We start from the raw sequence: 24,879 nt of genomic DNA on the forward strand, positions 1-24,879 counted from the left end.
CCCGAAATCTTCTTTTACTGCTTGAAGAAGTAGCTGCCCACGTGGATCTTAGTCCCTATTACCTTAGTAAATTGTTCAAAGAAAAGAAAGGTGTTACTTTCATCGAATATTTGACCGGTATCCGCGTAATACATAATACAAGAATGTTTTTTATTTTTTAAACTGCGCCTGCTTCCGGTATTGATTCGGGCTTCTTCCCACCTTTTTCTTGAACACCCGACTGAAATAATTCGGATCCTTGTAACCAACTTTGAAGCAAATCTCTTTCAGGCTATGAACCGGATCGTTCATCAGTTCCTTTGCTTTGCCCACACTGCTTCCGTCAGCTTCATTAGAACTTGAGTCACTGCAGGCTGCAAGCGCCAATATTAGTGCAAACATAAGCGATACAAACGTCCACTTCTTCTTATTCAATTACAAACTAACCCCCTAAAGAATATTTATGAAACCGCTATCATTTAAAATATATCATGGGGGTGAGGTGTATCAAATCCTGATGATGTCAAAAAATTCTTGAGCGTACTTGGTTCTGTGGAAGGACAGGATGCTTTCAACACGTTGAAAGGATCGATTCCAGCCCGCAAAGATGCGGACGTTTCCAAGTATGATGAATATGGCAAGGAAACGATTGAGGATTTTAATGAAGCAAAACTGGCGCCGAGTCTTGCTCACGGATCCGCTGCTGCAGAAGGGTTCCTGACAAAAGTGAATCAGGCGGTGAACATCTTCGTAACACAACAGAATACCGAACAGTTCATCGACTCATTAGAGCAGGCAGCAAGTGAACTAAAATAACCGGAAGGGGGTAGAGGTCACACTCTTCCCCCTTTATTTTATTTTACAAAAGTGTACTAAAGCTTTAGGCAAAAAGGACTTGGCGACAAGCCGAGTGATATTTCATCTGAGTAGAGGGAGGTTTTACGATGGAACCAGCACGATCCTCTGTGGATCATTCAACTGAGACAGAATACAAAGTAGAATCCGAAAAGAAAAAGAAGAAAAAAGCGGTAACGAAAGACCACTGGATGGCGGTGGCATTTTTAGCGCCGTCCGTTATTCTGCTTGGTATATTCGTTTATGGCTTCATAGGCTGGACAGGTTTTGTGTCCCTGAGCAACTGGAATACGTTGGTACCCGACTTTTCGTTTGCGGGAATCGAAAACTATGTGAACCTGTTCCAGGACTACCGTTTCCAGGCAGATCTACGTAACACATTATTTTTTACCTTATTTTTTATTGGAGCGGTCATCGTTGTCGGAATTACCCTGGCAATCCTGTTGGATCAGAAAATCAGGCAGGAATCTTTATTCCGCAATATTTTCTTTTTCCCGATGGCATTATCGTTTGTTGTTACGGGTGTGGTATGGCAATGGTTACTGAACCCTTCGACTGGCGTGAACCTGTTTTTAAGCAAAATTGGTTTGGAATCGAAATGGTACACCGATACGACGATAATCCCTGGTGTCGAATGGGGGAAAATTGAGTTCGGGATTCCAGTGGCACTTATTGCGGTTGTTATTGCGGCAGTATGGCAGATGACCGGCTTTTCGGTAGCGATGTACCTTGCTGGGTTACGCGCCATTCCAGAAGAGGTGAGAGAAGCGGCGCGAATGGATGGAGCGTCTGAATTTATGGTGTATTGGAAAGTGGTATTGCCGATGCTGCGGCCGATTACTATCAGTGTCGTCATTATCATGGCGCATATCTCCCTGAAAATATTCGATCTCATCTATGCGATGACAGGCCCTGGCGCAAATTACGTTACCGATGTGCCGGGGGTTTATATGTTCGAAACAACCTTCCGCGGAAACTATTATGCAAATGGAGCGGCTATTGCAATCATCATGCTTCTGTCTGTCGCTATTTTCATCGTTCCGTATCTGATTTCGAGTCGAAAGGGGGACGCCTAAATGGCGGTGAGGACTTTGACACGCCCGATCATTTACCTGATTCTTATTGCGCTTACTTTATTTTATCTGATGCCTGTCTACGTCATGCTGGTGACAAGCTTTAAGCCGCTCCAGGAAGTTACTCTTGCTGATATGTGGAAGCTTCCGACCACAATCGATTTCAGCAGTTACGTTACTGCTTTTACACGGCTGGCGCCTAACCTGATGAACAGTTTCTACCTGGTCATTCCGGCAACAATTCTATCGGCACTGTTCGGTTCTTTAAACGGCTATGTGCTTTCCAAGTGGAAATTCAAAGGATCGGATGTGCTGTTTACTGCAATATTGTTCGGGATGTTCATCCCGTACCAGAGTATCTTAATTCCACTTATTCAATTTTTGCGTGAAATCGGCTTGTACAATTCCATCGCCGGTCTGGTATTCGTCCATGTTGTCTATGGACTGCCAATCACAACGTTGATGTTCCGGAACTTCTATGCCAGCATCCCCGATTCCATGATCGAGTCAGCGAAAATCGATGGAGCTGGATTCCTTGGTATTTTTCGGCATATCATGTTCCCGCTCTCGATCACTGGTTTCGTGGTGGTCGGCATCTGGCAGTTTACGAACATCTGGAACGAATTTTTGTTCGCGGTCACAATCACAACTTCAGCCCAGCAGCCAGTTATGGTTGCCCTGCAGAACTTGTCCGGCAGCCAGATCGTCCAGTGGAACGTCCAGATGGCCGGGGCATTACTTGCAGCATTACCGACATTGCTTGTCTACATCTTTTTAGGCAAATTTTTTGTGAGAGGGCTGTTGGCTGGTTCTGTGAAAGGATAAATTGCTCAGTTTCTATGACAAAATAGTACAGACCAGGACAAAAAAATGAAGATAGATAGGAATTTATCCCCCCTTCTCACCATGATAGAATGCATGAAAGCGTTATCTAATTTGGTGAGAAAGGGGGGCAGTGTTTAACACTAGATAACTTTTATAAAAAAAGGAGGAAATCATGGCTATTAAAAAAAGTTTCCTAGGGCTGTTTGTTTTTGTCATCATGTTATCGTTAACTGCCAGCCTGGTTTGGGCCAATGGTCCAGAAAAATCAGGCACCAATAATAATAAGAAAGTAAAAACTTCGGTTCACTCCCCGGATGGAAAGGTAAATGTTGATTTCCAGCTGACAGATGAGGGAGTACCTCAATATCAAATCGCTTATGAAGGTACGAGCCTGGTTAAGCCTTCTTCCTTAGGATTTCACTTCAAAGAGCAAGCTCCTCTGGATAGCAACTTTGAGATCGTTGACACCTCCATAGAAAACTTCAATGAACATTGGGAGCCTGTATGGGGCGAAAAGAAAAAAATCAAAAACCATTACAAGCAAATGACTGTTTATCTGCAGGAAAAGGGTAATCTGAATCGGAAGATGAACCTCATTTTCCGGGTGTATGATGATGGAGTCGGCTTCCGTTATGAGTTGCCAGAACAAGACAATCTAGATGAAAACCTGGAAATTACTTCAGAGGAGACGGAGTTCCGGTTTTCCAGCAATAATACATCCTGGTGGATCGAGAATGACTGGGACAGCTACGAATATAATTATAATCAAACACCTTTGAGTGAAGTAGATGAAGTAAGCACACCGTTTACCATGAAAACACCGGAAGGCATCCACCTAACTATCCACGAAGCTGCTCTTATCGATTATTCCGGAATGGCACTGAAGGCGGTGGATAATGAAGAAAATACACTGAAGAGTTATCTGGCACCATGGCCTGACGGTGAGGTAAAAGTGAAAAAAGACAGCCTGCCGGTCGAGACACCGTGGAGAACGATTGAAATCGGTGAAAATGCCGGAGATCTTGTTGAATCGGATATGATTTTAAACCTCAACGAACCATCCGCCATCGAGGATACATCCTGGATTGAGCCGATGAAATATGTCGGTGTCTGGTGGGAAATGATTAGTGGTAAGTCAACCTGGTCATCAGGAGAGAAACATGGAGCCACAACCGAGAACGCTAAAAGATATATCGATTTTGCTCATAACTATCTCGACACGGAAAATCAAAATATTGGTCTCTTAGTTGAAGGCTGGAATATAGGCTGGGATGGTAATTGGATAGATAATGGTCATCTGTTTAGTTTTACTGAACCATACCCTGACTATGATTTAGAAGGAGTCGTCCAGTATGCGCAAGATCGAAATGTTTCCTATATCATGCATAATGAAACGTCCGGAGATATTTTGAATTACGAAGAGCAGATGGATGATGCCTACAGTTTATATCAAGATCTCGGAATTCATGCGATCAAGAGTGGGTATGTCGCCGATCACGGCATTCACAACCCGGAAGGACAAAAACACCATGGACAATATATGGTGAACCACTATAATAATGCCGTTAAGAAAGCAGCCGAATATGAAATTATGATTAATACGCATGAGCCTATCAAATCGACTGGTCTGGAACGTACGTATCCAAACTGGATGAGTCGTGAAGGTGTAATGGGGATGGAATATGCAGCGTTCGGGGATGAAAACAACCCGCCAGAGCATGATACGATTCTGCCGTTTACCAGAATGATGGCTGGACCGATTGATTTTACGCCAGGTATCTTTGACGTTGAAATTTCTCATGCGGACACCAGGGTACATTCCACACGTGCCAAACAGCTGGCACTTTATGTAACCATCACCACTGGAACGCAGATGGCCGCTGACTTGCCGGAGAACTATAAAGATGAAGAAGGCAATATCCTGCCAGAATTCAAGTTTATCAGAGATGTACCGGTCACATGGGATGATATTAAAGTTCCAAATGCGGAAATAGGGGATTATGCTACGATTGTCCGCCGCAGTGGAGAAGAATGGTATATCGGAAGTATAACCGATGAACAAGCGAGAGACCTGGATGTAGCACTTGATTTCTTAGACAACGGAGAGAAATATGTGGCTGAAATATATTCAGATGGACCCGAAGCTGATTTAGAATCAAATCCTACACCAGTATCCATCGACAAGGTGATAGTTGATTCCAAGGATACACTGACAGCTTCGATGGCAGCAGGTGGTGGCCATGCTGTAAGAATTTACCCTGCTGATGAGGAAAACGTAAAAGAGCTGCCAGAATATGAAGCACCGGTTCTTTCCATGGAATATACAAAAGTTCCGGAAACAATCCAATCCAATGATGAGTTTGATGTGACGGTAGAAGTCACGAATGAAGGGAATATTATTGGTGGTAAACAATTGGAGCTGCAAATTGACGGGAAAACTGTAGCTGATGAAAAGGTGCGAATCGCCCCTGGGGAGACAAATGAAGTGACCTTAAGCTCGAATAAACTATTTGAAATAGGAAAGCATCAGGTAAGTATCAAAGGCCTCAATAGTCAAACAATTACAGTGAGGGAAAAGGAGCCGACCTTCAGCTATAGCGACCTTGAGGTTGCCGTAGACGATCAAATCATCACAACTGAAGCCACTGTCACTAACTATGGAAGTTATGCAGGAACTACAGAAGTGCCATTAACCTTTAACGGGGATGTTGTAGACAGTCAAGTAGTTGAGGTACCTGCCGGACCTGGAGGGGGCACTACAGAAGTTTCTTTCAGCTATCAAGCTCCTGATGAAGCGGGAATCTATCAAGTTGCCATTGGAGACGTTGATGCCAAGACGGTAGCGTTGCCAGTAATTGAAATGGCGGGGACCTGGCTGTTCCAAAAAGGTGACGATATGAGTTGGAAAGAACCAGGTTATGATGACAGCCAATGGCAGGAAGTTACCCTTCCATCCAGCTGGGAAGACCATTCGGATTACCATGATGACAATGTATATGGTTGGTACAGGAAAACCATCGAGATCCCGTCCGAATGGGAAGGACATTCGCTGAAAGTCAGACTGGGTAGAATAGATGATGTCGACGCTACCTATGTAAATGGTGAAAAAGTTGCCCAATCCGGTGAATTTCCGACCGGCGAAGGGGAAGAAGGAATGATTTCGGCCTGGGATTGGGATCGAGAATATGTCATTCCTGCTGAAACAATCAAGTACGGGGAAGAAAATGTCATTAGCATCCGTGTATTTGACGCGGGTGGTGGCGGAGGACTCTATCAAGGTCCTGTTGACCCGATAGAGGTACTGCCTATAGAAGAATAAAGTGAAAAAATCTCCTTCCTGCTAGATTTCTAGTAAGGAAGGAGATTTTTTTATTAGGGGCAATAAAATTTTTTAGAGGCAGACTAATCATTTAATGTTTGAAAAAAGGCCTGACCCCCAGTGAGTTAACGCTTTACTAAGGTGGGGGTCAGGCACTGCTTGCTGTTCGTGACGGGAGCAGGCTTTAAATTTAATTTTGTAGAAATACGTTAATACGGTCTCTCTTCCTGAACATGCAAGTCATCCCAGACTGAAACATCCTTATCCTGAATGCTGCCATCTGCAATCGCTCTGGCTGCTGCATCCATCGCTACTACTGCCTGTTTGGTCAGGTATCCATTACTCTTTTGACCTAGTACCTCAAAGTCATTGGCATTGTCCTGCGTTCCTCGCATTTCAAAAAGCAGGGTGGAGATGCCGTAATCATGGGCGAGTCCATAGACGCTGATGCCGTTGTCATACGCGGAACCTTTTCCGGCATAGTTGGCGAGATGCCCCCAGCCTTTTGGTTCGATTGCGTCATAGACAACAGCACCCAGCTGCTGGGAACCGTGAAATACATCCGGAGCTGTGTGGTCCGGGTGAGAAGGGAATATGGCGCCGGATACATATTTATCTTCTAGGTGCGATGACAAATAACCCCAAACCTCAATAGAAATATGATTAGTTAAAATAACATGCTATAGATGCTGTTATCTTTTATTTGCTTTATACTTAAATGAAAGAAAATTCACACTTTAAATGAGGTGTTACTATGAAACCTATCTATTCAGAGAAGTATAATTTAATATATCAGGATCTAAAAGCTGTTTTTGAAACAAGTTTTGATGTCATTTATGTCACAGATGGAGAAGGAATGACGCTACGTGTAAGCGCGTCTGCTGAAAAACTGTGGGGAATTAAGCCGGAAGAACTTGTTGGTAAGACCGTATATGAGCATGAAACGAATAATATCTTTAATCCTTCCGTTGCTAAACTAGTATTAGAACGGAAAGAAAAAGTACAGACGTTTCAAACTACAAAGACGGGAAGAAGATTATTGGTCGTTGGCACTCCTATAAAAGATGATAGTGGCGAAATCATCCGGGTAATTAACACGTCGAGAGACATTACGAAAGAAGCCAAGTTGAAAGATGAGGTTGCTGGAGTTAAAAGGCTGTTGGAGGGCTATCGTAAACAATTGGAACAGATTCATGAAAGAGAAAGACAGAATCACTCTATCATCCATAAAAGCAAATCAATGGAAGAGGTTATTATGTTATCAAAAAAGGTAGCTTCCGTAGATTCAACTGTGTTGATTACAGGAGAGTCTGGGGTCGGTAAAGAGGTTATTGCTTCTTATATACACCAGAACAGCAGTAGACATAACAAACCCTATATAAAAGTTAACTGCGGAGCTATACCGAGAAATCTTCTGGAATCTGAACTTTTTGGTTATGAAGAAGGAGCTTTCACGGGAGCAAAGAAAGGCAAAAAGATCGGGGTGTTTGAAGCCTCGGATGGGGGCACGCTTTTTTTAGATGAAATCAGCGAATTACCTATCGATCTACAGGTGAAATTACTACGGGTGATCCAGGAAAAAGAGATACAGCGATTGGGTGGAACAAAGCCGATAAAAATAAACACACGCATCTTAGCAGCAACAAATAAAGATTTGAAAATGAAAGTAAAAGAAGGGGCTTTTAGAGAAGATCTATATTATCGAGTCAATGTACTACCTATTAACATACCGCCATTACGGGATCGGAAAGAGGATATTCCGTTATTAGCTCTTCATTTTTTAGAAGTTTTCAACAAAAAATATAATACAGAAAAAAGGTTCAGTCAATCAGCGATAGATGCTTTGTATAAGTATGACTGGGAAGGTAATGTAAGAGAGTTGCAAAATATAGTAGAAAGAGCGGCAGTTTTTATTGAAGACAATGAAATAAAAGACAATAACCTGCCATCAGATATAACAAAGAATGCTACAGGACAAGCTTCAATTAGCATTCACAGGCTAGTTCCTTTAAATGATGCAAGAAAAATTGTAGAAGATAAATTGCTTGAATTGGCTCAAGAGAAATACAAAAACATGTACGAGATAGCTGAAGCCTTAGGGGTGAATCAATCTACAGTAAGTAGAAAGTTAAAGAAAGAAACCAAAAAATGCACCGGAGCATGAATTTCATGCAACGGTGCATTTTTTTAGGTGAAACCACAGATATAATATAACCCTTACTTTGCTGTAAATTGCTATAATTCAGTTTTTATAAATAATTCTGAAACTTGGCATGGATTTTGCAATGAATATTACAAAAGGAAAAAAGGAGGAGAAAGATGTCATATGAAACATTTGTTGTAGCAGCAATTCAAATGAATTGTCTGCTAGGGGATAAAGAGAAAAACTTGAAGAAAGCAGAAGAAATGGTAAGAGAAGCAGCAGGTAATAATGCTAAATTAGTTGTAGTTCCGGAATTATTTAATACTGGATACCGCGTTGAAGAGAAAGACTATGAACTTGCTGAGGAGATACCTGGAAGTACAACTGAGTGGATGATTGACTTATGCAAAGAACTTTCTATTTATATGATTGGATGTATATTGGAAAGTTCTACTTCACGGGGACGGGTATATGACACTGCTGTTCTTACTGGCCCAGATGGAGTTATAGGTACTCAACGAAAGAAACATTTATGGGATCGGGAAAAAAACAGATTTACAAAAGGAACGGAAGCATTAAAGGTATTTGATCTAGGCTTCATCCGAGTAGGTATGCAAATTTGCTACGAAATTGGGTTTCCAGAACCAGCTCGCTATTTATCAGATCTAGGAGCAGACATACTAGTATATCCTTCAGCATTTGGTATGGCGAGAAACTATGCCTGGGATATCGCTTCAAGGTCGAGGGCATTAGAAAACGGAAGTTACCTCATAGCGTGTAACCGGGCAGGAACTGAAAAGGGAGAAACCACCTTTGCCGGAAACTCGAGAATAGTGAGTCCCAAGGGAGAAATTTTGACTAGGGCAACAAAGGAATATGAAATTGTCTACAGTGAAATAGACGTTGAAGAAGTAGTTGAACAGAGGATAGCCATTCCCTATCTGCGTGATTTTAATAGAAGAACATTAATTAGTGAAGGAGATGATAACGATGAATGATGTGCAAATTATGATGTGGATCGGGCTAGCAATCTTTTTAGTAATGATTGGTTTTCTCGGATATCTTGGTTATAAGAAAACGAATACAGTATCTGATTTTTCCATTGCAGGGGAATCCTTAGGCCCGGTAGTACTCGGACTTGCTTATGCAGCAACCTTCTTTAGTGCATCAACTTTCATCGGTTATCCTGGGTGGGTCTATCAATGGGGGTTTTCATCTATATGGATTTTCTTGACTCTGATAATGGCTTCACCACTTGGTCTAATAGTCGTTGCGAAAAGAGCCAGAAAATTGAATATTACACAAAAGTCACTCTCCCTAGCTGATTGGCTAGGCGATCGTTACAACAGTGATTTCATTCGTGTAGGAACAGCATTGGTCTGTCTGTTTAATATCTTTTATATTGCAGCCCAGTTTGCCGCAGGGGCGTGGATATTTAATACACTTCTAGATATTCCTTATACACTGGGGCTTACCCTTATTGCAATTCTAGTAGTCGCATATGTGTATACTGGCGGATCCTTCGCTGATATCTATACAGATGCAGCCCAAGCGATTCTCATGGGTATCATGGGGGTGCTCGTATTCATTTCAGTATTCTGGATGTTTCCAGGAGGCTTGACAGAAGGTTTTACTTCTATATCCAACACACTGGCTGAAAGGGATCCTTCTATGGTGGCTTTAACTAATTCATCATCAATTGTATTCTATTCTGTTCCGGCTATTATCGGGGCCTTTATCATACAGTTTGCTTTCTCCTCACAGCCGCAGCTTTTTAATAAAGTGCTAGCATTGAAAGATCCAAAAGACATGAGGAAAATGATTATTGTATATGTAATTACTGCTTTTTGTTTTAGCCTAGTTGTCTTTGGTGGCTTATACGCTTCTGTTACTGTATCCGTTGATGAAATAGATAAAGCGATATTAAGCTACGTGCTTGAAGCCTTTCCTCCGGTTGTTGCAGCCTTTTTAGGAATTGTGGTTATTGCAGCGGCAATGTCTACAACAGATGGTATTTTTGTAGTAATGTCAACCTTGATTGCTAATGATATTTATCGGAAATTTCTTGTACCAAAAGGATATATAAAAGCTACTCCAGAAGAAGCTGATAAGACTGCACTGAAAATAAGTCGTTATTCAGTTCTGATTGTTGGTGTGGTTTCCTTTATTTTAGTACTTAATCCACCTGCATCCATTGGTATGTTCATTTGGGTTGGTATATCGGGGGTTGCTTCAGGAACTTTAGGTCCTCTTCTTATTGGGTTGTTCTCGCCAAGTATGGCTACTACAACTGCTGCGAAATTTTCACTTGTAGCAGGGGTTGGTTCTTATGTGGTTATACTTCTATTAAACTTTGAAGAAAGTACCATGGCAGCAGGTGCATGGGCAGTTCTAATAGGATTATTTACCATGTTGATAGTCGGTTACTTCACTCGTAACAAGGAATCTACGCTGGATTCTGAAATGAGAAAAAGTATTTAAGGAGGTCGTAACATGTGGATTAATGAAATGATGACAATTTGGTTGTATGGCTCATTGCTTTCTATAATTTTGATCGTTATATTGCTTTATGTATGGTATAAGCCAGAGGATAAAGATAGATAGTAAATATTCTAAAGGAGATTAAAACACACCGGCTCATGTAAGAGCTCGGTGTGTTTTCGTTTCAATGACCCACTTGCCATGGACGGTTCGCCATACTTTTGCGACGTGCTGATTTTTGTGGCATCTCATCTTTCTTGACGACTCTGGGCTCCATCCCTCTTTCAAACCTCTTTTTCAACCCGCCATCCATTTTGAATACTTGCGCTGGTTTGAAAACTCTCAAGGATTCTTCTTCGCATTTCGGGCAAAAAGAATAATTCTTCTGGCCTGAGCTACTGTGTTGCCATTCTGTAAATTCGCCGCAGTCCCGGCATAGGAATGTATAGAATCCCATGTTATTTCCCTACTTTTGGTAAGACGTCTTTATCGAAGATGTCTTTAGGAATGCCGACGGTACAGCAGGCGTTTGGTATATCTACGATTCCGCCAATATGGCCTTCTACGGGAGCGGTGCTCAATAGCATATAGGCCTGCTCGCCTGTAAATCCGAGTGTTTTCATATATTCGATGGCATTGAGGCATGCACGGCGATAAGCGATGTGAGCATCCAAGTAGTGTTGCTGGCCATCCATTTCACTGACAGAGATTCCTTCAAAAACGAGGTATTCCCCGAATTTAGGATCAACCGGGCCTGGTTTGAACATTGGGTTGGATTTAATGCCGTATTTGGCCATGCCATCCTTGATGACGTTCACTTGGAGGTCAATCCAGCCTGGCATTTCGATTCCGCCGCAGAAGGAAATTTCCCCGTCCCCTTGTGAGAAGTGAATATCACCGACGGATAGTTTGCCGCCTTCGACGAAGACAGGGAAATAGATACGGGATCCTTTTGATAAATTTTTAATGTCACAGTTACCGCCATTCTCACGTGGCGGGACCGTACGTGCGCCTTCTTTGGCAATCCGGTCAAAGTCGGCATCTTTTACTTGTCCGAGAACAACGCTGTCGCGTTCTGGGAGTGTAGCCAACGCTGGTTCGCGGTCAGGGTCGGTATCCACTAACGCTTTTTCCCGCTTGTTCCATTCATCCAGAAGTTCCTGGGATGGAGCAACCCCGATCAAGCCAGGATGGATGATACCTGGAAACTTAACGCCAGGGACATGTCGGGAAGAGGCATAGATGCCATTGAAATCCCAGATGGATTTGGCTGCTTCAGGATAGTGATCGGTCAAAAAGCCGCCGCCATTTTCCCTTGCGAAGATTCCATTGAATCCCCATTCTGCTTCAGGAAAAGCCCCGATATCGAGGATATCTACAACTAGCAAATCTCCTGGCTGGACACCATTCACATAGACAGGTCCACTTAAGACATGGACACGGCTCAGGTTGACGTGCTTGATGTCGGAAGGGTCGTCGTTGTTTTCGATTTGGCCATCTGTCCAGTCGAGACATTCCATCCGGAAAGACTCACCTGGATTGACGGAAAATGCAGCTGGAATATCGGGATGCCACCGGTTGTGTCCTGGTATTTCCTGATCATCCATACGTTTGGACAGGTCGACTTTAAACATTGGTTTTGGCATAGGGTCACTCTCCTTAAAATTGTTTTATTTTAAGCAACTTTGTTGACCGAGTCATTTCGTGAGGTGGAAAAACTGATGGAGATGAAGTAAACGACAGCTGCTACCGCGATGATGTAGAAGAATAGGTTATATAGCGCATTCCATACTCCCATGAGTGAGAGAAAAGCTGGAATGGTAGCGGTGATCCACGACTGAACGAACGTGACTTTTCCTACATACGAGCCGATATCCATTTCCAGGCCTAGCAGTAAGAAGAAAAGCAGCCATAAGTAGGTCCACATTCCCCAGATGATGCCGAATTTCATGTCCCCAAACTGGAAAAAGTTCAATAAAGAAAATCCTCCGGCAATGACAGCTACCCATAGGCAATAGTAGCCAAGTCCGGTAGTGTTGAGGTCAAACAGGTTCGTCAATCCGACGTACAGGTAGGTGAAACCGAACAGGAAGATCCCGGAAGCATTCAAGATGACCGTCGTGTCCCCATTGGCAGTAATAATTAAGTAAAGCGGGGTAATGACTTGCAAGGTACCGACAAAAAGATTAAAAACAGCGGCACTTTTCCCATCTACCCGATTCAAAAGCATCAATCCGTTGACAAACAGAACAGCCCCGACATAGAGCAAACCGACATTAGACATGCTAATCTTCTCCTTCCAGGGGACTGACAACGACCTCTCCATTGCTTAGAGAAGCTCTTAGCGCTCCGTTCGGTATCTTACGCATCGCTAAAGCGACTGGAAGTTCCAGGTACTTTCGTAAACATCGTTTCAAGGCTCTCGCTCCGTACTTTTGATCATAGCCTTTGGAAATCAGCAGCTGACGTACATCCTCATCGACTTCCAGGTGATAGTTTTTCTTCTTAAGGCGACCATTCAGGAGGTGAAGCTGGGATGCTAAAATTTCTCTCATTGTATCTTTTTTCAGCCACTGAAAGGTGAGTACATCATCGATACGGTTGATGAATTCTGGTGGAAACGTGTCTTCGAGTTCTTCGTTGATCAATTGCTTCACAAGAGAGTCTTCTTTCATCTTCCAGTGGGTCGGCTTCGATCGGTGAAACAGTCGTTTCATTTTTTTCCGAACAGTGGGATCGATATAATCTCCCATATCTCTCGAGCCGATATTGCTGGTCATGAATATTAGGGTGTTGTGAAAATCAATGCGTTGCTCCCCGGACGTCAGGATAAGCGTGCCGGTATCAAAAACATTGAGCAAAGCTTGAATGACCGGTTCGCTTGCTTTTTCCAGTTCATCAAACAAGACGATGCCTGGTTTACTGAAACTACCTTCGATCAGTTCATTGTCAAAAATACTGGAACCTTCCTTACTCCCGACATAACCGGGAGGAGCACCGGTAAGTGCCGCTGCGTAATGTTCCTGCGACAACGTATTCATATCGACCCGGCAATAATGTTCCGGGTCCCCATGAATAGATTTCGCAAGCGCGCGGACGGTCTCCGTTTTGCCCACCCCGGTCGGTCCAAGAAATAAAGCGACATAAAGCGGACGATAAGGATCGCCGATGTCCGCTTTCACAATATGGAGCATATCTTCCAAATGCTTGAGGACGTGGTCTTGTCCATAAATCGAGGATGTAAGGTGGTCCATGACATCCTCGGTTTTGAACGTGAATCGGGAGGTTGGATCTTTTTGTCTTTCGATTTGTTCTTCATTTGCTTTTATTTGGTCATTGATAAATGGCATCTTCTATCCTCCTCAAAAAGAAGGGCATCTTAGGTTTGTTCACGGCCGGTCATTTCTTTCCGGCTACTCGTTCCTGTGGTTCATGATGAAGGCCTTCAATTGGGCACTCTGCGGTTCCGACGGTCTTGCGGGTGATTTGTTCGACATTTTCTTTCGCTTGTTCCGCATCCATGACCCATGTCCGGTAGAACTCGAATGGACAATCTGCTACACCGTCATCACTGTCTCCCGATTTGATCGTACCGGTGTAACCGCGATGCAGCAGCTTGAATAAATGGTTTTGAGATTGCCAGTTTGCTCTCGCGTCCCGGATCTGAGAGACAGAGAGTTCCGCATATTGGATACCGTTTTCCTCTGTACCACAGGCACCAAGGGTTCCGCCGTCAAAACCGATGATGCTGGAATGACCGAAGTAAGAGTAGACGCCATCGAAGCCGGTTGCGTTGGCCACCGCAACATAGGAGTTGTTCATCCAGGCCATCGTTTTAGGTACCATGATCTGTTGTTCTTTCGATGGATACATGTAACCCTGACAGCGGACAATCAATTCGGCACCTTTCATCGCACAGTCCCGCCAGATTTCCGGATAGTTTCCGTCATCACAGATAATCAGACTGATATTCATTCCCTTTGGACCCTCGACGACATGCGTGGAGTTACCAGGATACCAAGGCTCGACCGGGTTCCAAGGAAGGATCTTGCGATATTTCTGAACAATTTTTCCTTCGTTGTTCATGAGGATTAATGTATTATATGGTGTCTTGTCCGGGTGATCCTCGTGTTTTTCGCCGGTTAAAGAGAAAACTCCCCAAACGTTTGCTTTTCTGCATGCTTTTGCAAAAATATCCGTTTCTTCACCTGGAATCGTAGTAGCCGTATCATACATTTCCTGTTCGTCATACATGATACCCATGGTGCTATATTCCGGGAAAATGACTAAATCCATCCCGGGAAGGCCTTTTTTCATGCCGACGATCATATCCGCAATGTTTTCGCAGTTTTCCAGCACCTCCTCCTTGGTATGAAGTCTTGGCATTTTGTAATTGACGACTGCAACTCCCACCGTGTCATTACTGCTTCCGATATCCCCATGTCTCATTTGATAAAAACTCCTTTCATGAATTTTTTTCTTCATCTTTTTAATAATGCAAGATCCGTGCCAAAGTGAAAATTGCAGTATTCAGGCACTTTTACACGAAAATATTTTTGGAAGTGTGTCAAAATGGGACATATTATATCAGATAATTCAAAAAAGTGGGAAAAATAGTATAATAGAGTTGTGCAGCTAGAGTGTCCTAATTTGAAACAGCTTTCTCATAATAGAACAGGAGGAATGATGCATGAAAATAGGTTTGCTCTTCTCACTGACAGGGACAACTGCGATTACGGAACGCGGCCAGTGTGCCATGGCCCAATACGCGGTTTATGAGTTCAACAAAACGCATAAACCAGTGGAGGTTATCATTCGTGATATTGCTTCTGACCCTGTCAAAGCTGCCGCTGAAGCTGAACTGTTAGCTCAGAATGGTGTGAAAATATTTGTCGGATGCTATACATCTGCCTGCCGAAAAGCCATCCTTCCGGTTTTGGAAAAATACGAGTGCATGCTTGTCTATCCGACGTTATATGAAGGGATGGAATGCCATGCGAATGTTTTCTATACAGGAGAAGTACCGAATCAGCAGGTACATATATTATTGGATTTTTTAACATACCAGTATGGCAAAAAGGTCTACTGTATCGGAACGGATTATATTTACCCGCGGGAGACGAACATTCAAGTGAAAAAATATATGAAAGAAAAAGAAGGAGCAGTGGTTGGGGAGTACTATGTGCCGTTTGGACATAAGCAATTCTTTACGATCCTTCAGGATGTGATGGTTAAAAAGCCTGATGCTATCTTTTTGACATTGGTCGGATCGAGCGTCATTCCGTTCTATGAAACCTATTATGAGCTGGGAATAGACCCGGAAGCGATCCCTGTGTTCAGTCCGATTACAAAAGAAACAGAAATTGCTGCCATGAAACCGGAATATGCAGCGGGACACTATGGCGCTGCCAGTTATTTTCAGTCATTAGATAACGATGATAATCAACGCTTCTTACGAGAATTCAGGCGCCATACGAAACACGACCAGGTGGTTTCTTCTGTGATGTACAATACATATTTAGGTACCAAACTGACCCTGGAAGCGATTATGCAGGCACAAACCACAGAGTTCCGGTCGATCTTTTATGAATTGAGCAGCCGGAAAATCGAATCAGCCTGCGGATCCATTTTAGTAGAAGATAACTATCGTCACCTGGCAAGGCCTTCCCGGATTGGCAGGGTGATGGACGATGGCCAATTTTCTATTGTCTGGGATTCTTCTGGTAAAATCAGTGCCAGACCTTTTATGGAAAAAAAGACAGAACAGCCCCGACTCGAATCCGATGTTATCGATTTATTGACCCAGATCAGTGAGGAAGCAGTTGTGGTGCTATCTAATCAAAATGAAATCGTTTATTCTTCACAAAAAGCAAACCAGCTGATCCAGCAGCATGCCAACGGAATAAAATCTCCCTCCTCTTTAGTCAAGTTAGAAAGCTCCTTCCATTTAAACTATTATAAAGCGCAAGACCAAAAATTGATGGTCATCACACCAAAGCCAGCGATATCGATCAATCAGTCGCCGAAGAAATTTGATAAGATTAAGACATTAAATGAAGCGTTTAAAAAACAGCTAGAAATCGGAGAAGTCGCCGCCAAATCTACAGCCAACGTCCTGATTACAGGAGAAACAGGAACAGGGAAAGAAGTAATGGCAAGAGCAATTCATATGGAAAGCGATCGGAAGGAGGAGCCCTTTGTTGCGGTGAATACCGGTGCGATTCCTAAAGACTTAATTGCCAGTGAACTCTTCGGCTACACAGGCGGATCGTTCACCGGTGCAAAAAAAGGCGGCGGGATCGGGAAGTTTGAAGCAGCTAATGGCGGAACGCTGTTTTTAGATGAAATCGGAGACATGCCCTACGAATTGCAAGTAGCGTTATTACGTGTGATAGAATCCAGAAAAATTGTGCGGGTCGGTGACCATCTGGAACGGGATGTTGATGTAAGAATTATCGCAGCGACCAACCGTAACCTGAAAGATGAGATTGCTTTTAATGGCACGTTTCGTTCCGACCTATACTACCGCCTGAATGTCCTTTCGATCGATATACCTCCATTGAGACAAAGGAAAGAGGACCTTGCCCAGTTAGTAGATGATATTATCGAAGAAATCTGCGATAAGTATAGAAGCAGTCCGAAAAAGATAAGCAGTAAAGCCATAGAAAAAATCAGTAACTATCCGTGGCCGGGAAATGTGAGAGAGCTGAAAAACATATTGGAGCAGGCAGTTTTGTTTGCCCACAACCAGGAAGAAATAGAGGTCCAACACCTCCCGGAGGAATTGTATGTAGAGAATGAACGTTATGTTAGTTCGAGAAGTTCGCTTAAAAATAATGAAAGGGAATTAATCCAGGAAGTGATCAAGTCGTCGAGTTCGATTACGGATGCAGCTAAAACTCTTGGTATTTCAAGGAGCACGTTGTATAGGAAGTTGAAGGAATATAAATTGTCGTAGTCAATATTTTGTATATAATAAAAGTGCCTGAGCCCCAGTGATTTAACGCTTTACCTTAGTGGGGGTCAGGCACTTTTTTTAGAGATTCAAAAACTTGAACATAGAATCCATTACTACGTGGAAAAGAGATAACAAGATACGGAAGATCAACCATCTTTCCTTCTCTTACGAAAGGGCCTTCTCCGAAGTCTACTTGCGCAGCTCCGGGCTTACTTTCTAATGGCAGAGAGGCATCTTCCCCTTCGTCTAATAGTTCTTTTTTTCTCCGGGACACGTAATTACGAACACTTCTTTCTGAACCCTTGAAGCCATCCTCCTTCAACAACTGCCATATGCGTTTGGCAGTCCTTCTGTACTTTTTCTTTTTCTTCATGTCATCCTTCAACCATTTATCAATCGTGGGCTTTACGGGATCCATAACAGGTGCTGGTTGGTTCTTTTTTGAGTTATCCTTTTTGTACGAAGGGTCGAACTTGTCTTGGTCTGCATACTTTTTCACAGTACGGTAGTCCGTGTTTGTCCGCCTCCCCACATCGGAATAGCTGCACCCTTTTTTATTTACTTCTTTCCTGATATACTCAATGTCAGTCACTTCTAACATCTCCTTCATGACCTCCTGTCCTTAATTGGTTGCTCAACAGGAAGTCTATTAATTTCAGGGATTGTTAGCAAGTGGCTTTTTTTGTTTTTAGCCTTCTTAGGCAACCAACATAGAAGGCCTTCCGTAACCTACATTTTTAGAATGCCATAAACACCTTTACAAGAAGAAGCACATTCCTAAAAATCCAATGGAGAATATAACGTTATTGAAAGATAGGAAACATGTAATTCCTACGTTCTCAAAAGAACAATTAAATACGTTGTTTAATCAATCCGATTTAACTACGTTTACGGGAGTGGCGGGGAACGGGGGAAGCCCCCCTAGAAGTCCCTCAACCCGAATGATTTACGTATCTATTTTTAAAAAACCTCCCCGTGTCCATTTACTTAAATTCCCATTTCTGCAAAATATATATTTTCACAAAAAATTAGGGTGTTTTGTGCTATTTAAGTCGATAAGTTTAGTGCAGAAGTTCCATAGATTAAAAATTTCCTATATACTAGAATTAGAAAAATTTGTTATGGGGGTAATAAAATGTCAGTTAACGGGTACTTAACAACTTTATCGAGTAATCTTGTACTATCTTCAAGCGAAAATTCAAGTATTAGAACTTCCATTAGTACATTATCTTCCCGTTTAAATTCCTACTTTAATAATGGCCAGTTACATAAGCACTTTCAATTTGGTTCAAGTACAAGAGGAACAATACTTCCTAGAAAGGCTGATTCTAATTCGGATATAGATTATATGGTTGTATTTAAAAATCCAAATAATTATAAGCCAGAAACTTTGTTAAATTACCTACGTAATTTCATGAAAGCTAAATATTCTCGTTCTGAAATATATAAAGATAGCCCAACAATGGTTTTAGAGTTAAATCACATTAAATTTGAACTAGTACCTGCTATACAAGATTATTGGGGCAACCTCTCAATACCTTCAAGAACTAACTTCCTTTCAGATTGGATGTCGACAGACCCGACAGGTTTTAACGAAAGCCTGATAAATGCTAATCGGAATAATAACTCAAAAATTAAACCAGCTATAAGACTAATGAAATATTGGAATACAAATAAATTAAACTATTATTACTCATCGTTTTTGTTAGAAAAGTGGGTAGTAAATAAGTTTCATTATTCTTCCAGACCTTACATAAAGGATTATGTTTTCGATAGTATCGAATCTCTTTCCTACAATTATAACGACTCTCAATCATTTAAGGGTAAACTCGATAGGGCAAAACAAATTGTACACAATACAAGAATATATGAACACCAAGGGAAGCCGATATCTGCTGAAAATGAAATAAAGAAACTCTTTCCAGAATTTTAAGTGAGGTTATTTTTATGGTTGAGAGATATGATTCGTTAGATAAGCATTACTTAATAATTGAAAAGTTAAGCAAAACAGCTGAAAATCTCTTTTGGATAAATGCGTTTTTATCAATTGCAGTGTTTTTTGTAAATGATTATGATACCATAAAAAGCATTTTCCTATTCATTTTTATAGTTACAACAATAGGTTACTTTATAATCGAGAATTATTTAGGTGTATTTAAAATCCCAGAGGTTGAGGACAAAAGACGTGTACACCTTTTAACAAATTCCTTTAATGTTCCTTTAGATAATGAAAGAACTAATAAGTATTACAATAATGGACTAGTGTGACCGTCAAGTAAAATGACACAATTTCTGCTTATTAATTTGAAACACTTTGCTGCCCAAATATGGTTTTTCGATGCTTCATTCGCCAACTGTCTTCATTTAAATGAATGATTTCCACTCGATGCAATATACGATCTAGAATCGCAGTTGTAATTGCCTGATCTCCTAATAATTCCCCCCATTCTTTAGGACCTTTATTGGACGTTAATATAATCGATGTTTGATTGTATAAATCATTGATCAAATGAAAAAACATATTGGCTTCCTGTTTGTCCATTGCCATAAACATTAAATCGTCAATGATAACTAGATCTGCTTCTCGTATTCTCTTCATTCTTGTTTTCGATTTCCTTGTGATTTCTTCAGTCTTTAATACATGAATGAGATCACCCATCGTAGTAAAAATCACTTTATATCCTTGGTTGAGAGCCTCAATGCCCAGCCCAATCGATAGGTGGGTTTTGCCGACGCCTGGCGGGCCAAGGAAAATAATATTATATAGCTGCTCCATCCACGTTAAGTCCTTTAACTGATTTAGTTTCTTCGAACTTAATGATTTCTGTTCTTTTAAATCGTATTCTTCCAAAGTGCTGAAAAACGGGAACGTCGCCCATTTAAACCGTTTCTCTAATAGCTTTTCTTCTCTGCGCTTTTGTTCATAGGTTGCTACATCCAGGAGAAACTGAGTAAAGGATGCGTCCTTTTGCTCAGCTTCTCTTATGAGTGTAGGAAGATGGTTAGCTGTTTCGGTCAGGCGGAGGGTTTTCATCAAATCTTGTAATTGATTCAGCTGACTCAATTAGACTCACCCTCCAATATTTCAGTATAGGCATTTACTGTTCTCTTTTGGGCTTCCGTATCCATGAGCCAGCCTGAAATCTTATTTATAGATGATACAGCCCGGGCGTTATCGGTTACTGTATCATCAACTTGGCGTTGTCGTTTGATGTATGAAACGATATCGCTAAAATCTGTCGCACTATAAAGATTTCTTTTCACACATTCTTTCAGTGCTGCTGATAAGATTGCCCCATTGTTCTCCTTTGTCTGCTTTAAAATAATCTGCAACTGATCTCTAATATACCGAGGGTAGTTTTGCCGGATGATATTAAGATAGTCGTATGCGGAATCTACCTCTTCAAACCGTTTCGCAACCGTATCCATAAATGCATTGATGCCTTTTGTTCGATCGCGCGAATGGCTTCTATCCTTTACTAATTGGCCTTTTCCTTCAGGAATAGTGTGTTTTGCAATCAATTCTCCTGTATCGGTAATATAGATGAATAGTTGTTTGTCTTCCGTTTCCTTGATACCGACGGTATCATATTTATGGAATGTTCCAAGTGGAAGAGAATACCGATTCGACAAATAACGAATTGTATTGTCCTTATGGACGCTTCTTGTTATACTATTTTCATAATTGTTTTTGATAGTTAATTTTTCTGCGACTGGTCTTAAGTGTTGCTTTTCCAAGGAGAACACTTCGGCCGGTCTTTTTTTTGTTGTGTTATGGATTTTATAGTTCCCTGTCCGGTTTAGCCACTGCCAACCCTGCTCATTCCAGGAATCAATGTTGTGAAACACTCTATGTCTTGCAAAGTTATGCTTGATAAAGCCAACCACATTTTCAATTTTCCCTTTACTTTCCGGGTCAGCTTTTCTACAAACCCTAAGGTTTAAACGCCTGGTTTCCTTATAGTGTTGAAACTCTTTCGTTAAGATAAGATCCCCGCCATTTTCACTGACCACGATTAAATTATCCTGATCATAAACGATTTCTCTTGGGATTCCGCCATACCACCGAAATGCATCTTCATGTGCTTCCATCACATCCTGGGTAGTGAAAGGTCTGTCTAACCATTTTTTATATTTGTATCTCGAGTTAGACAAAACAAATGCGATAAAGCTCAGCTTCACCTCTTGATTGTCAGGTGTTCTTTGTTTTGTATGACCAAAATCAACCTGCATTTGTTCTCCCATTGGCTGGTCAGGAATAGCTTCATAATTCCGTGGTAGAGTCTCTTTCTCTATTCTATATTCAGTACGTAATTCTCTAACGTAGGCACGAACCGTGCTCTCGCCAATCTCCAGTGATTCATACCTTTCCTGTAACCAATCTTGCACTTGTGCTGCCGACATATCAGGATGTTCTCTCAGCCAGGATAAAATTAACGCTTTGTAAGGATCTAACTTTTTCTCTCTCGTTTTTATTCTTTCTACCCATTCAGCCATCTCCGAAGGAGACTTCTGCAGGTTGCGATATACCGTTGATCTTGAAACCCCTAACTTTTCCGCCACCTTCGATTTACTAAATCCTTGCTTAATTAACTGTTGAATCTCCATATACATTTCCCACTTATCCACCTTTTCTGAGCCCTCCATTGATGTCTGTATAATCTTAAATATCATACAATGGGAGAGCTGTATATTTTACTGGTATATTTGGGTAAATAAGTGTTTCTTCTAATCTAGCGGAAACTGTCTACTTTAGTTTAGCAGTCACAACTAGACCCTTCATTATTGAAGCTAGGGGCTAACATCTTTGAAAATTCATTGTTTGCCGAAAGAGTTACTCATGAAATGGCTAAAAGGGAAAGGGTAATATTAGGGACATTTCTATTATTATTTTTATTGGCAATTCTCTTTCGGAATACTGAATTGGAACTAATCTCGATACTTGCCCAAACACTTTTCGCTAGTACTTTAATATCAGCATATTTAAGGCTTGAGGTTTTACATTCAAAAAATAAATCTATCTATAATTGCTTATATGACATTTTTTTGTTCCATAGCCAAAGCACAAGTGAAAATGACGAAAAGTTATCTGCAAAGTTACTGGATTGCTTTGTTAAGTATGAATCTGCAAAGGCATATTCGGGTGTAAAGCAAGATTCTAAAGTGTTCCTTAAAATTAACCCGCAAGTAACACAAGAGTGGGAAGAAATTAAGCGTAGTCTCAATATAGAAGGTGAAAAGTAAACCCTTTTGTAAACTTTAGGGGAAAAAGCATGAAAAAACAATATGAAGTAACGTTCAATTTAGTTAACGGAGAAATAAGACATATAATAGAAGAAACTTCACTAATGCGTGCTAGAAATTCAATTAAAAATTATTTTGAAGATATCGGAGATAGCCCAGTTCTTGAAGTTACCGATAACTTAGTACTTATTAAGGCAAATGTTCAATAATTTGAGGTTAATGAATATGAAGAATAAAAAATGTGTATTATTAGTTTTTATATAGGTGGTTTTCTATATTCAGTTTAATCTATACATTTAGGAGGTAAACAAATATGGCAATGAAATTTAATGAAAGTGAGTTAAAAGCCTTAGCAAAAAATAATCAAGGACTTTTTGAAAATAGTAGTCAAATACTTAAATCTGCTTCTGCAACATTTGACATTAACAAGACATATGATATTTTTATTTCACATAGTTTTCGTGACGCAGAAGTTATTCATGGATTAAAACTTTTCATTGAAAATATATATTCTTTAAGCGTATATGTTGATTGGATAGATGACCCCGAATTAGACCGAACAAAAGTAAGTAAGCATACGGCAAATAGATTAAGAAGCAGGATGAATAACTGCAAAACTATGTTAGTTGCACACTCTGAGTCTTCCCCAGATTCAAAGTGGGTTCCATGGGAAGTAGGATATTTTGATTCAAAAAATGGTAGAATTGCAGTTATACCTATTACTCAAAGCACAAGTTATTCAGAAGTATTTGAGGGGCAAGAGTATTTAGGTTTATATCTTTATGGTGTTCATGGTAAAGCTAAAGAGTCACAAGAGACAAGAATATGGATACAAGATAATCCTAATAAATATATAGATTTATCTCAATGGATTAAGGGTGAAGAACCTTATGAGAGGAGTGCATAATTTTGGAGGAAAAGCTTAAACACTTAGAATTCATTCAACAAGCAATTACAAGAATGGCTACGAATTCATTTTTGTTAAAAGGGTGGACGGTAACTTTAATAGTTGGTGTTTTAGCTTTTGCGAATGTAAAGGATATGGATTCTAACTTTATTGTTATTGCACTAATTCCAACGATAACATTTTGGTTGTTAGATGCCTTTTACTTACGACAAGAAAGATTGTTTAGAGAGTTATATGATGATGTAAGAATTAATAACAAAGATAAGATTGATTTCTCAATGAGTACAAAACCATATATTAAAAATGTAGATAAATGGTTTAGAGTATGTATATCTAGAACGTTATGGCTTTTTTATCTACCGATAATATTGGTAATTATTTTATCAGCTTGGATATTGCCAATATTATAAACTATTTTGAGAAGTGATTTTAAAACGTCTAAATATCTTGCAATGATTAGAGAATACTATTATTATGAATCTTGCTAGTTAATCGTATGAATAGTGACGAAAAGAAAACCACATTGACGTTTGAATATACGGTCAAACCACGGTTTCTTAACGATAATTAAACTTATAAAATTGAAAGCACGACTCAAAATCGTGTTCCTTCTGGAGTATCTGTTCGACCAGTAGCGTTTATATGATCCCTTTTTATTTGCTTCGTAAGTCATACATGAAAAAACTATGGTAGTCAACATAGTTATCATTATGTTAAAAAAGTATCAGTTATCATTAATAAAAATTACATCATATATGTTATTTGTTTTTGTTTATTTATTTAATTAATCATATAAAACTATAATGGAGTGCTTTATGCCGTATCATTCGTACGACGAGAGAACCTACACACTTTTCTTGAAGAGCCCGACTTTTGTTCGAAATATCTATATAATTGATTTGGTCATTACGTTCTAGATTAACTGAGATTACAAAACCCCGTAGATTAGTAAAAAATCTACGGGGTTTTGTAATCTAAATTGATAGTCTATCTAATTCACATATAACATTATACAAAGAAAAGAAGGAAACCATTCACCTTAGGTTAACACCTTCTTTCTTTTAACTGTTCAGCTAATAAATTACAATTGAACAT

23 protein-coding genes and 3 pseudogenes are annotated in these 24,879 nt (G+C 40.6%); 16 read left to right on the forward strand and 10 right to left on the reverse strand.

Features of this window, described 5'->3' with window-relative positions:
- The first annotated feature begins 17 nt into the window (after positions 1-17).
- Positions 18-161, forward strand: a complete 144-nt coding sequence (locus tag B9Y67_RS13055) for an AraC family transcriptional regulator (RefSeq protein ID WP_085507135.1) — start codon at positions 18-20, stop codon at positions 159-161.
- Here the strand turns inward: B9Y67_RS13055 and B9Y67_RS13060 are convergent.
- Positions 151-312, reverse strand: a pseudogene (locus tag B9Y67_RS13060) (helix-turn-helix domain-containing protein); the annotation flags it as partial. The gene B9Y67_RS13055 and the pseudogene B9Y67_RS13060 overlap by 11 nt on opposite strands.
- Before the next feature lie 168 nt (positions 313-480).
- On the opposite strand from B9Y67_RS13060, the pseudogene B9Y67_RS13065 reads away from it, so the two are divergent.
- The 4 genes and pseudogenes from B9Y67_RS13065 to B9Y67_RS13080 form a co-directional block, all read left to right on the forward strand.
- A pseudogene (locus tag B9Y67_RS13065) lies at positions 481-795 on the forward strand (carbohydrate ABC transporter substrate-binding protein); the annotation flags it as partial.
- 230 nt (positions 796-1,025) lie between these two features.
- A complete protein-coding gene (locus B9Y67_RS13070) occupies positions 1,026-1,910 on the forward strand; it encodes a carbohydrate ABC transporter permease (protein ID WP_254901858.1) in 885 nt (294 codons plus the stop codon).
- Positions 1,911-2,732, forward strand: coding sequence for a carbohydrate ABC transporter permease (locus B9Y67_RS13075; RefSeq protein ID WP_085507137.1), 822 nt, complete (start codon positions 1,911-1,913; stop codon positions 2,730-2,732).
- Positions 2,733-2,904: 172 nt separating this feature from the next.
- Complete coding sequence (locus B9Y67_RS13080; RefSeq protein WP_139823803.1) at positions 2,905-6,051, forward strand: glycoside hydrolase family 97 catalytic domain-containing protein; 3,147 nt, start codon at positions 2,905-2,907, stop codon at positions 6,049-6,051.
- Between the two features lie 209 nt (positions 6,052-6,260).
- On the opposite strand, the gene B9Y67_RS13085 is transcribed toward B9Y67_RS13080, so the two are convergent.
- The gene (locus B9Y67_RS13085) at positions 6,261-6,686 is read right to left on the reverse strand and encodes a hypothetical protein (protein WP_085507138.1); all 426 of its coding nucleotides are present in this window, start codon (positions 6,684-6,686) and stop codon (positions 6,261-6,263) included.
- 119 nt (positions 6,687-6,805) lie between these two features.
- On the opposite strand from B9Y67_RS13085, the gene B9Y67_RS13090 reads away from it, so the two are divergent.
- The 3 genes from B9Y67_RS13090 to B9Y67_RS13100 all read left to right on the forward strand — a co-directional run bounded on the left by B9Y67_RS13090 (position 6,806) and on the right by B9Y67_RS13100 (position 10,675).
- Positions 6,806-8,215: a sigma-54 interaction domain-containing protein gene (locus B9Y67_RS13090; protein ID WP_085507139.1), complete on the forward strand. Its 1,410-nt coding sequence runs from the start codon at positions 6,806-6,808 to the stop codon at positions 8,213-8,215.
- Positions 8,216-8,370: 155 nt separating this feature from the next.
- On the forward strand, positions 8,371-9,192 hold the full coding sequence (locus B9Y67_RS13095; RefSeq protein ID WP_085507140.1) for a carbon-nitrogen hydrolase family protein: 822 nt from the start codon (positions 8,371-8,373) through the stop codon (positions 9,190-9,192).
- Positions 9,185-10,675 (forward strand): sodium:solute symporter family transporter, encoded by a 1,491-nt coding sequence (locus B9Y67_RS13100; RefSeq protein ID WP_085507141.1) that lies wholly within the window; start codon positions 9,185-9,187, stop codon positions 10,673-10,675. Before B9Y67_RS13095 ends, B9Y67_RS13100 begins: the two co-directional genes overlap by 8 nt.
- 184 nt (positions 10,676-10,859) lie before the next feature.
- On the opposite strand, the gene B9Y67_RS20725 is transcribed toward B9Y67_RS13100, so the two are convergent.
- The 5 genes from B9Y67_RS20725 to B9Y67_RS13125 all read right to left on the reverse strand — a co-directional run bounded on the left by B9Y67_RS20725 (position 10,860) and on the right by B9Y67_RS13125 (position 15,124).
- Positions 10,860-11,021, reverse strand: coding sequence for a hypothetical protein (locus B9Y67_RS20725; RefSeq protein ID WP_176224000.1), 162 nt, complete (start codon positions 11,019-11,021; stop codon positions 10,860-10,862).
- A 112-nt stretch (positions 11,022-11,133) separates the two neighbouring features.
- Positions 11,134-12,321, reverse strand: coding sequence for a formamidase (gene fmdA / locus B9Y67_RS13110; protein WP_085507143.1), 1,188 nt, complete (start codon positions 12,319-12,321; stop codon positions 11,134-11,136).
- Positions 12,322-12,350: 29 nt separating this feature from the next.
- Positions 12,351-12,959: an AmiS/UreI family transporter gene (locus B9Y67_RS13115; protein ID WP_085507144.1), complete on the reverse strand. Its 609-nt coding sequence runs from the start codon at positions 12,957-12,959 to the stop codon at positions 12,351-12,353.
- 1 nt (position 12,960) lies between these two features.
- A complete protein-coding gene (locus B9Y67_RS13120; protein ID WP_085507145.1) occupies positions 12,961-14,025 on the reverse strand; it encodes an AAA family ATPase in 1,065 nt (354 codons plus the stop codon).
- A 49-nt stretch (positions 14,026-14,074) separates the two neighbouring features.
- Positions 14,075-15,124 (reverse strand): aliphatic amidase, encoded by a 1,050-nt coding sequence (locus B9Y67_RS13125; RefSeq protein ID WP_085507146.1) that lies wholly within the window; start codon positions 15,122-15,124, stop codon positions 14,075-14,077.
- Positions 15,125-15,365: 241 nt separating this feature from the next.
- Between B9Y67_RS13125 and B9Y67_RS13130 the strand changes: the two genes are divergently transcribed.
- Positions 15,366-17,633 carry a transporter substrate-binding protein gene (locus B9Y67_RS13130; RefSeq protein WP_085507147.1) on the forward strand — a complete coding sequence of 756 codons (2,268 nt, stop codon included), beginning with the start codon at positions 15,366-15,368 and terminating at the stop codon, positions 17,631-17,633.
- A gap of 55 nt (positions 17,634-17,688) precedes the next feature.
- Here the strand turns inward: B9Y67_RS13130 and B9Y67_RS13135 are convergent, their stop codons facing one another.
- Positions 17,689-18,234, reverse strand: a complete 546-nt coding sequence (locus B9Y67_RS13135) for a hypothetical protein (protein WP_085507148.1) — start codon at positions 18,232-18,234, stop codon at positions 17,689-17,691.
- Between the two features lie 145 nt (positions 18,235-18,379).
- Between B9Y67_RS13135 and B9Y67_RS21040 the strand changes: the two are divergent.
- The 3 genes and pseudogenes from B9Y67_RS21040 to B9Y67_RS13150 form a co-directional block, all read left to right on the forward strand.
- A pseudogene (locus tag B9Y67_RS21040) lies at positions 18,380-18,532 on the forward strand (tyrosine-type recombinase/integrase); the annotation flags it as partial.
- Between the two features lie 236 nt (positions 18,533-18,768).
- Positions 18,769-19,566, forward strand: coding sequence for an SMODS domain-containing nucleotidyltransferase (locus B9Y67_RS13145; protein WP_085507149.1), 798 nt, complete (start codon positions 18,769-18,771; stop codon positions 19,564-19,566).
- A 14-nt stretch (positions 19,567-19,580) separates the two neighbouring features.
- On the forward strand, positions 19,581-19,901 hold the full coding sequence (locus B9Y67_RS13150) for a hypothetical protein (protein WP_085507150.1): 321 nt from the start codon (positions 19,581-19,583) through the stop codon (positions 19,899-19,901).
- 31 nt (positions 19,902-19,932) lie between these two features.
- On the opposite strand, the gene istB is transcribed toward B9Y67_RS13150, so the two are convergent.
- A complete protein-coding gene (gene istB, locus B9Y67_RS13155) occupies positions 19,933-20,667 on the reverse strand; it encodes an IS21-like element helper ATPase IstB (protein WP_439330193.1) in 735 nt (244 codons plus the stop codon).
- A gap of 26 nt (positions 20,668-20,693) precedes the next feature.
- A complete protein-coding gene (istA, locus tag B9Y67_RS13160; RefSeq protein WP_085505788.1) occupies positions 20,694-22,262 on the reverse strand; it encodes an IS21 family transposase in 1,569 nt (522 codons plus the stop codon).
- 216 nt (positions 22,263-22,478) lie between these two features.
- Between istA and B9Y67_RS13165 the strand changes: the two genes are divergently transcribed.
- From B9Y67_RS13165 to B9Y67_RS13180, 4 genes are all read left to right on the forward strand, one after another.
- The gene (locus B9Y67_RS13165) at positions 22,479-22,877 is read left to right on the forward strand and encodes a hypothetical protein (protein WP_085507151.1); all 399 of its coding nucleotides are present in this window, start codon (positions 22,479-22,481) and stop codon (positions 22,875-22,877) included.
- A 29-nt stretch (positions 22,878-22,906) separates the two neighbouring features.
- Positions 22,907-23,086, forward strand: a complete 180-nt coding sequence (locus B9Y67_RS13170) for a hypothetical protein (protein WP_085507152.1) — start codon at positions 22,907-22,909, stop codon at positions 23,084-23,086.
- A 104-nt stretch (positions 23,087-23,190) separates the two neighbouring features.
- Positions 23,191-23,784, forward strand: a complete 594-nt coding sequence (locus B9Y67_RS13175) for a TIR domain-containing protein (protein ID WP_085507153.1) — start codon at positions 23,191-23,193, stop codon at positions 23,782-23,784.
- 2 nt (positions 23,785-23,786) lie between these two features.
- The gene (locus B9Y67_RS13180) at positions 23,787-24,194 is read left to right on the forward strand and encodes a hypothetical protein (protein ID WP_085507154.1); all 408 of its coding nucleotides are present in this window, start codon (positions 23,787-23,789) and stop codon (positions 24,192-24,194) included.
- Positions 24,195-24,879: the final 685 nt, after the last annotated feature.

This window comes from Thalassobacillus devorans (genome assembly GCF_900176565.1).
GTDB classification, from domain to species: domain Bacteria; phylum Bacillota; class Bacilli; order Bacillales; family Halobacillaceae; genus Thalassobacillus; species Thalassobacillus devorans_A.

Bases quoted from the DNA above. Each gene is read 5' to 3' on its own strand.
- B9Y67_RS13070 (WP_254901858.1), top strand. From the start codon at position 1,026: ATGGCGGTGGCATTTTTAGCGCCGTCCGTTATTCTGCTTGGTATATTC.
- B9Y67_RS13075 (WP_085507137.1), top strand. From the start codon at position 1,911: ATGGCGGTGAGGACTTTGACACGCCCGATCATTTACCTGATTCTTATT.
- B9Y67_RS13080 (WP_139823803.1), top strand. From the start codon at position 2,905: ATGGCTATTAAAAAAAGTTTCCTAGGGCTGTTTGTTTTTGTCATCATG.
- B9Y67_RS13090 (WP_085507139.1), top strand. From the start codon at position 6,806: ATGAAACCTATCTATTCAGAGAAGTATAATTTAATATATCAGGATCTA.
- B9Y67_RS13095 (WP_085507140.1), top strand. From the start codon at position 8,371: ATGTCATATGAAACATTTGTTGTAGCAGCAATTCAAATGAATTGTCTG.
- B9Y67_RS13100 (WP_085507141.1), top strand. From the start codon at position 9,185: ATGAATGATGTGCAAATTATGATGTGGATCGGGCTAGCAATCTTTTTA.
- fmdA (WP_085507143.1), bottom strand. From the start codon at position 12,321: ATGCCAAAACCAATGTTTAAAGTCGACCTGTCCAAACGTATGGATGAT.
- B9Y67_RS13115 (WP_085507144.1), bottom strand. From the start codon at position 12,959: ATGTCTAATGTCGGTTTGCTCTATGTCGGGGCTGTTCTGTTTGTCAAC.
- B9Y67_RS13120 (WP_085507145.1), bottom strand. From the start codon at position 14,025: ATGCCATTTATCAATGACCAAATAAAAGCAAATGAAGAACAAATCGAA.
- B9Y67_RS13125 (WP_085507146.1), bottom strand. From the start codon at position 15,124: ATGAGACATGGGGATATCGGAAGCAGTAATGACACGGTGGGAGTTGCA.
- B9Y67_RS13130 (WP_085507147.1), top strand. From the start codon at position 15,366: ATGAAAATAGGTTTGCTCTTCTCACTGACAGGGACAACTGCGATTACG.
- B9Y67_RS13135 (WP_085507148.1), bottom strand. From the start codon at position 18,234: ATGTTAGAAGTGACTGACATTGAGTATATCAGGAAAGAAGTAAATAAA.
- B9Y67_RS13145 (WP_085507149.1), top strand. From the start codon at position 18,769: ATGTCAGTTAACGGGTACTTAACAACTTTATCGAGTAATCTTGTACTA.
- B9Y67_RS13150 (WP_085507150.1), top strand. From the start codon at position 19,581: ATGGTTGAGAGATATGATTCGTTAGATAAGCATTACTTAATAATTGAA.
- istB (WP_439330193.1), bottom strand. From the start codon at position 20,667: ATGAAAACCCTCCGCCTGACCGAAACAGCTAACCATCTTCCTACACTC.
- B9Y67_RS13165 (WP_085507151.1), top strand. From the start codon at position 22,479: ATGGCTAAAAGGGAAAGGGTAATATTAGGGACATTTCTATTATTATTT.
- B9Y67_RS13170 (WP_085507152.1), top strand. From the start codon at position 22,907: ATGAAAAAACAATATGAAGTAACGTTCAATTTAGTTAACGGAGAAATA.
- B9Y67_RS13175 (WP_085507153.1), top strand. From the start codon at position 23,191: ATGGCAATGAAATTTAATGAAAGTGAGTTAAAAGCCTTAGCAAAAAAT.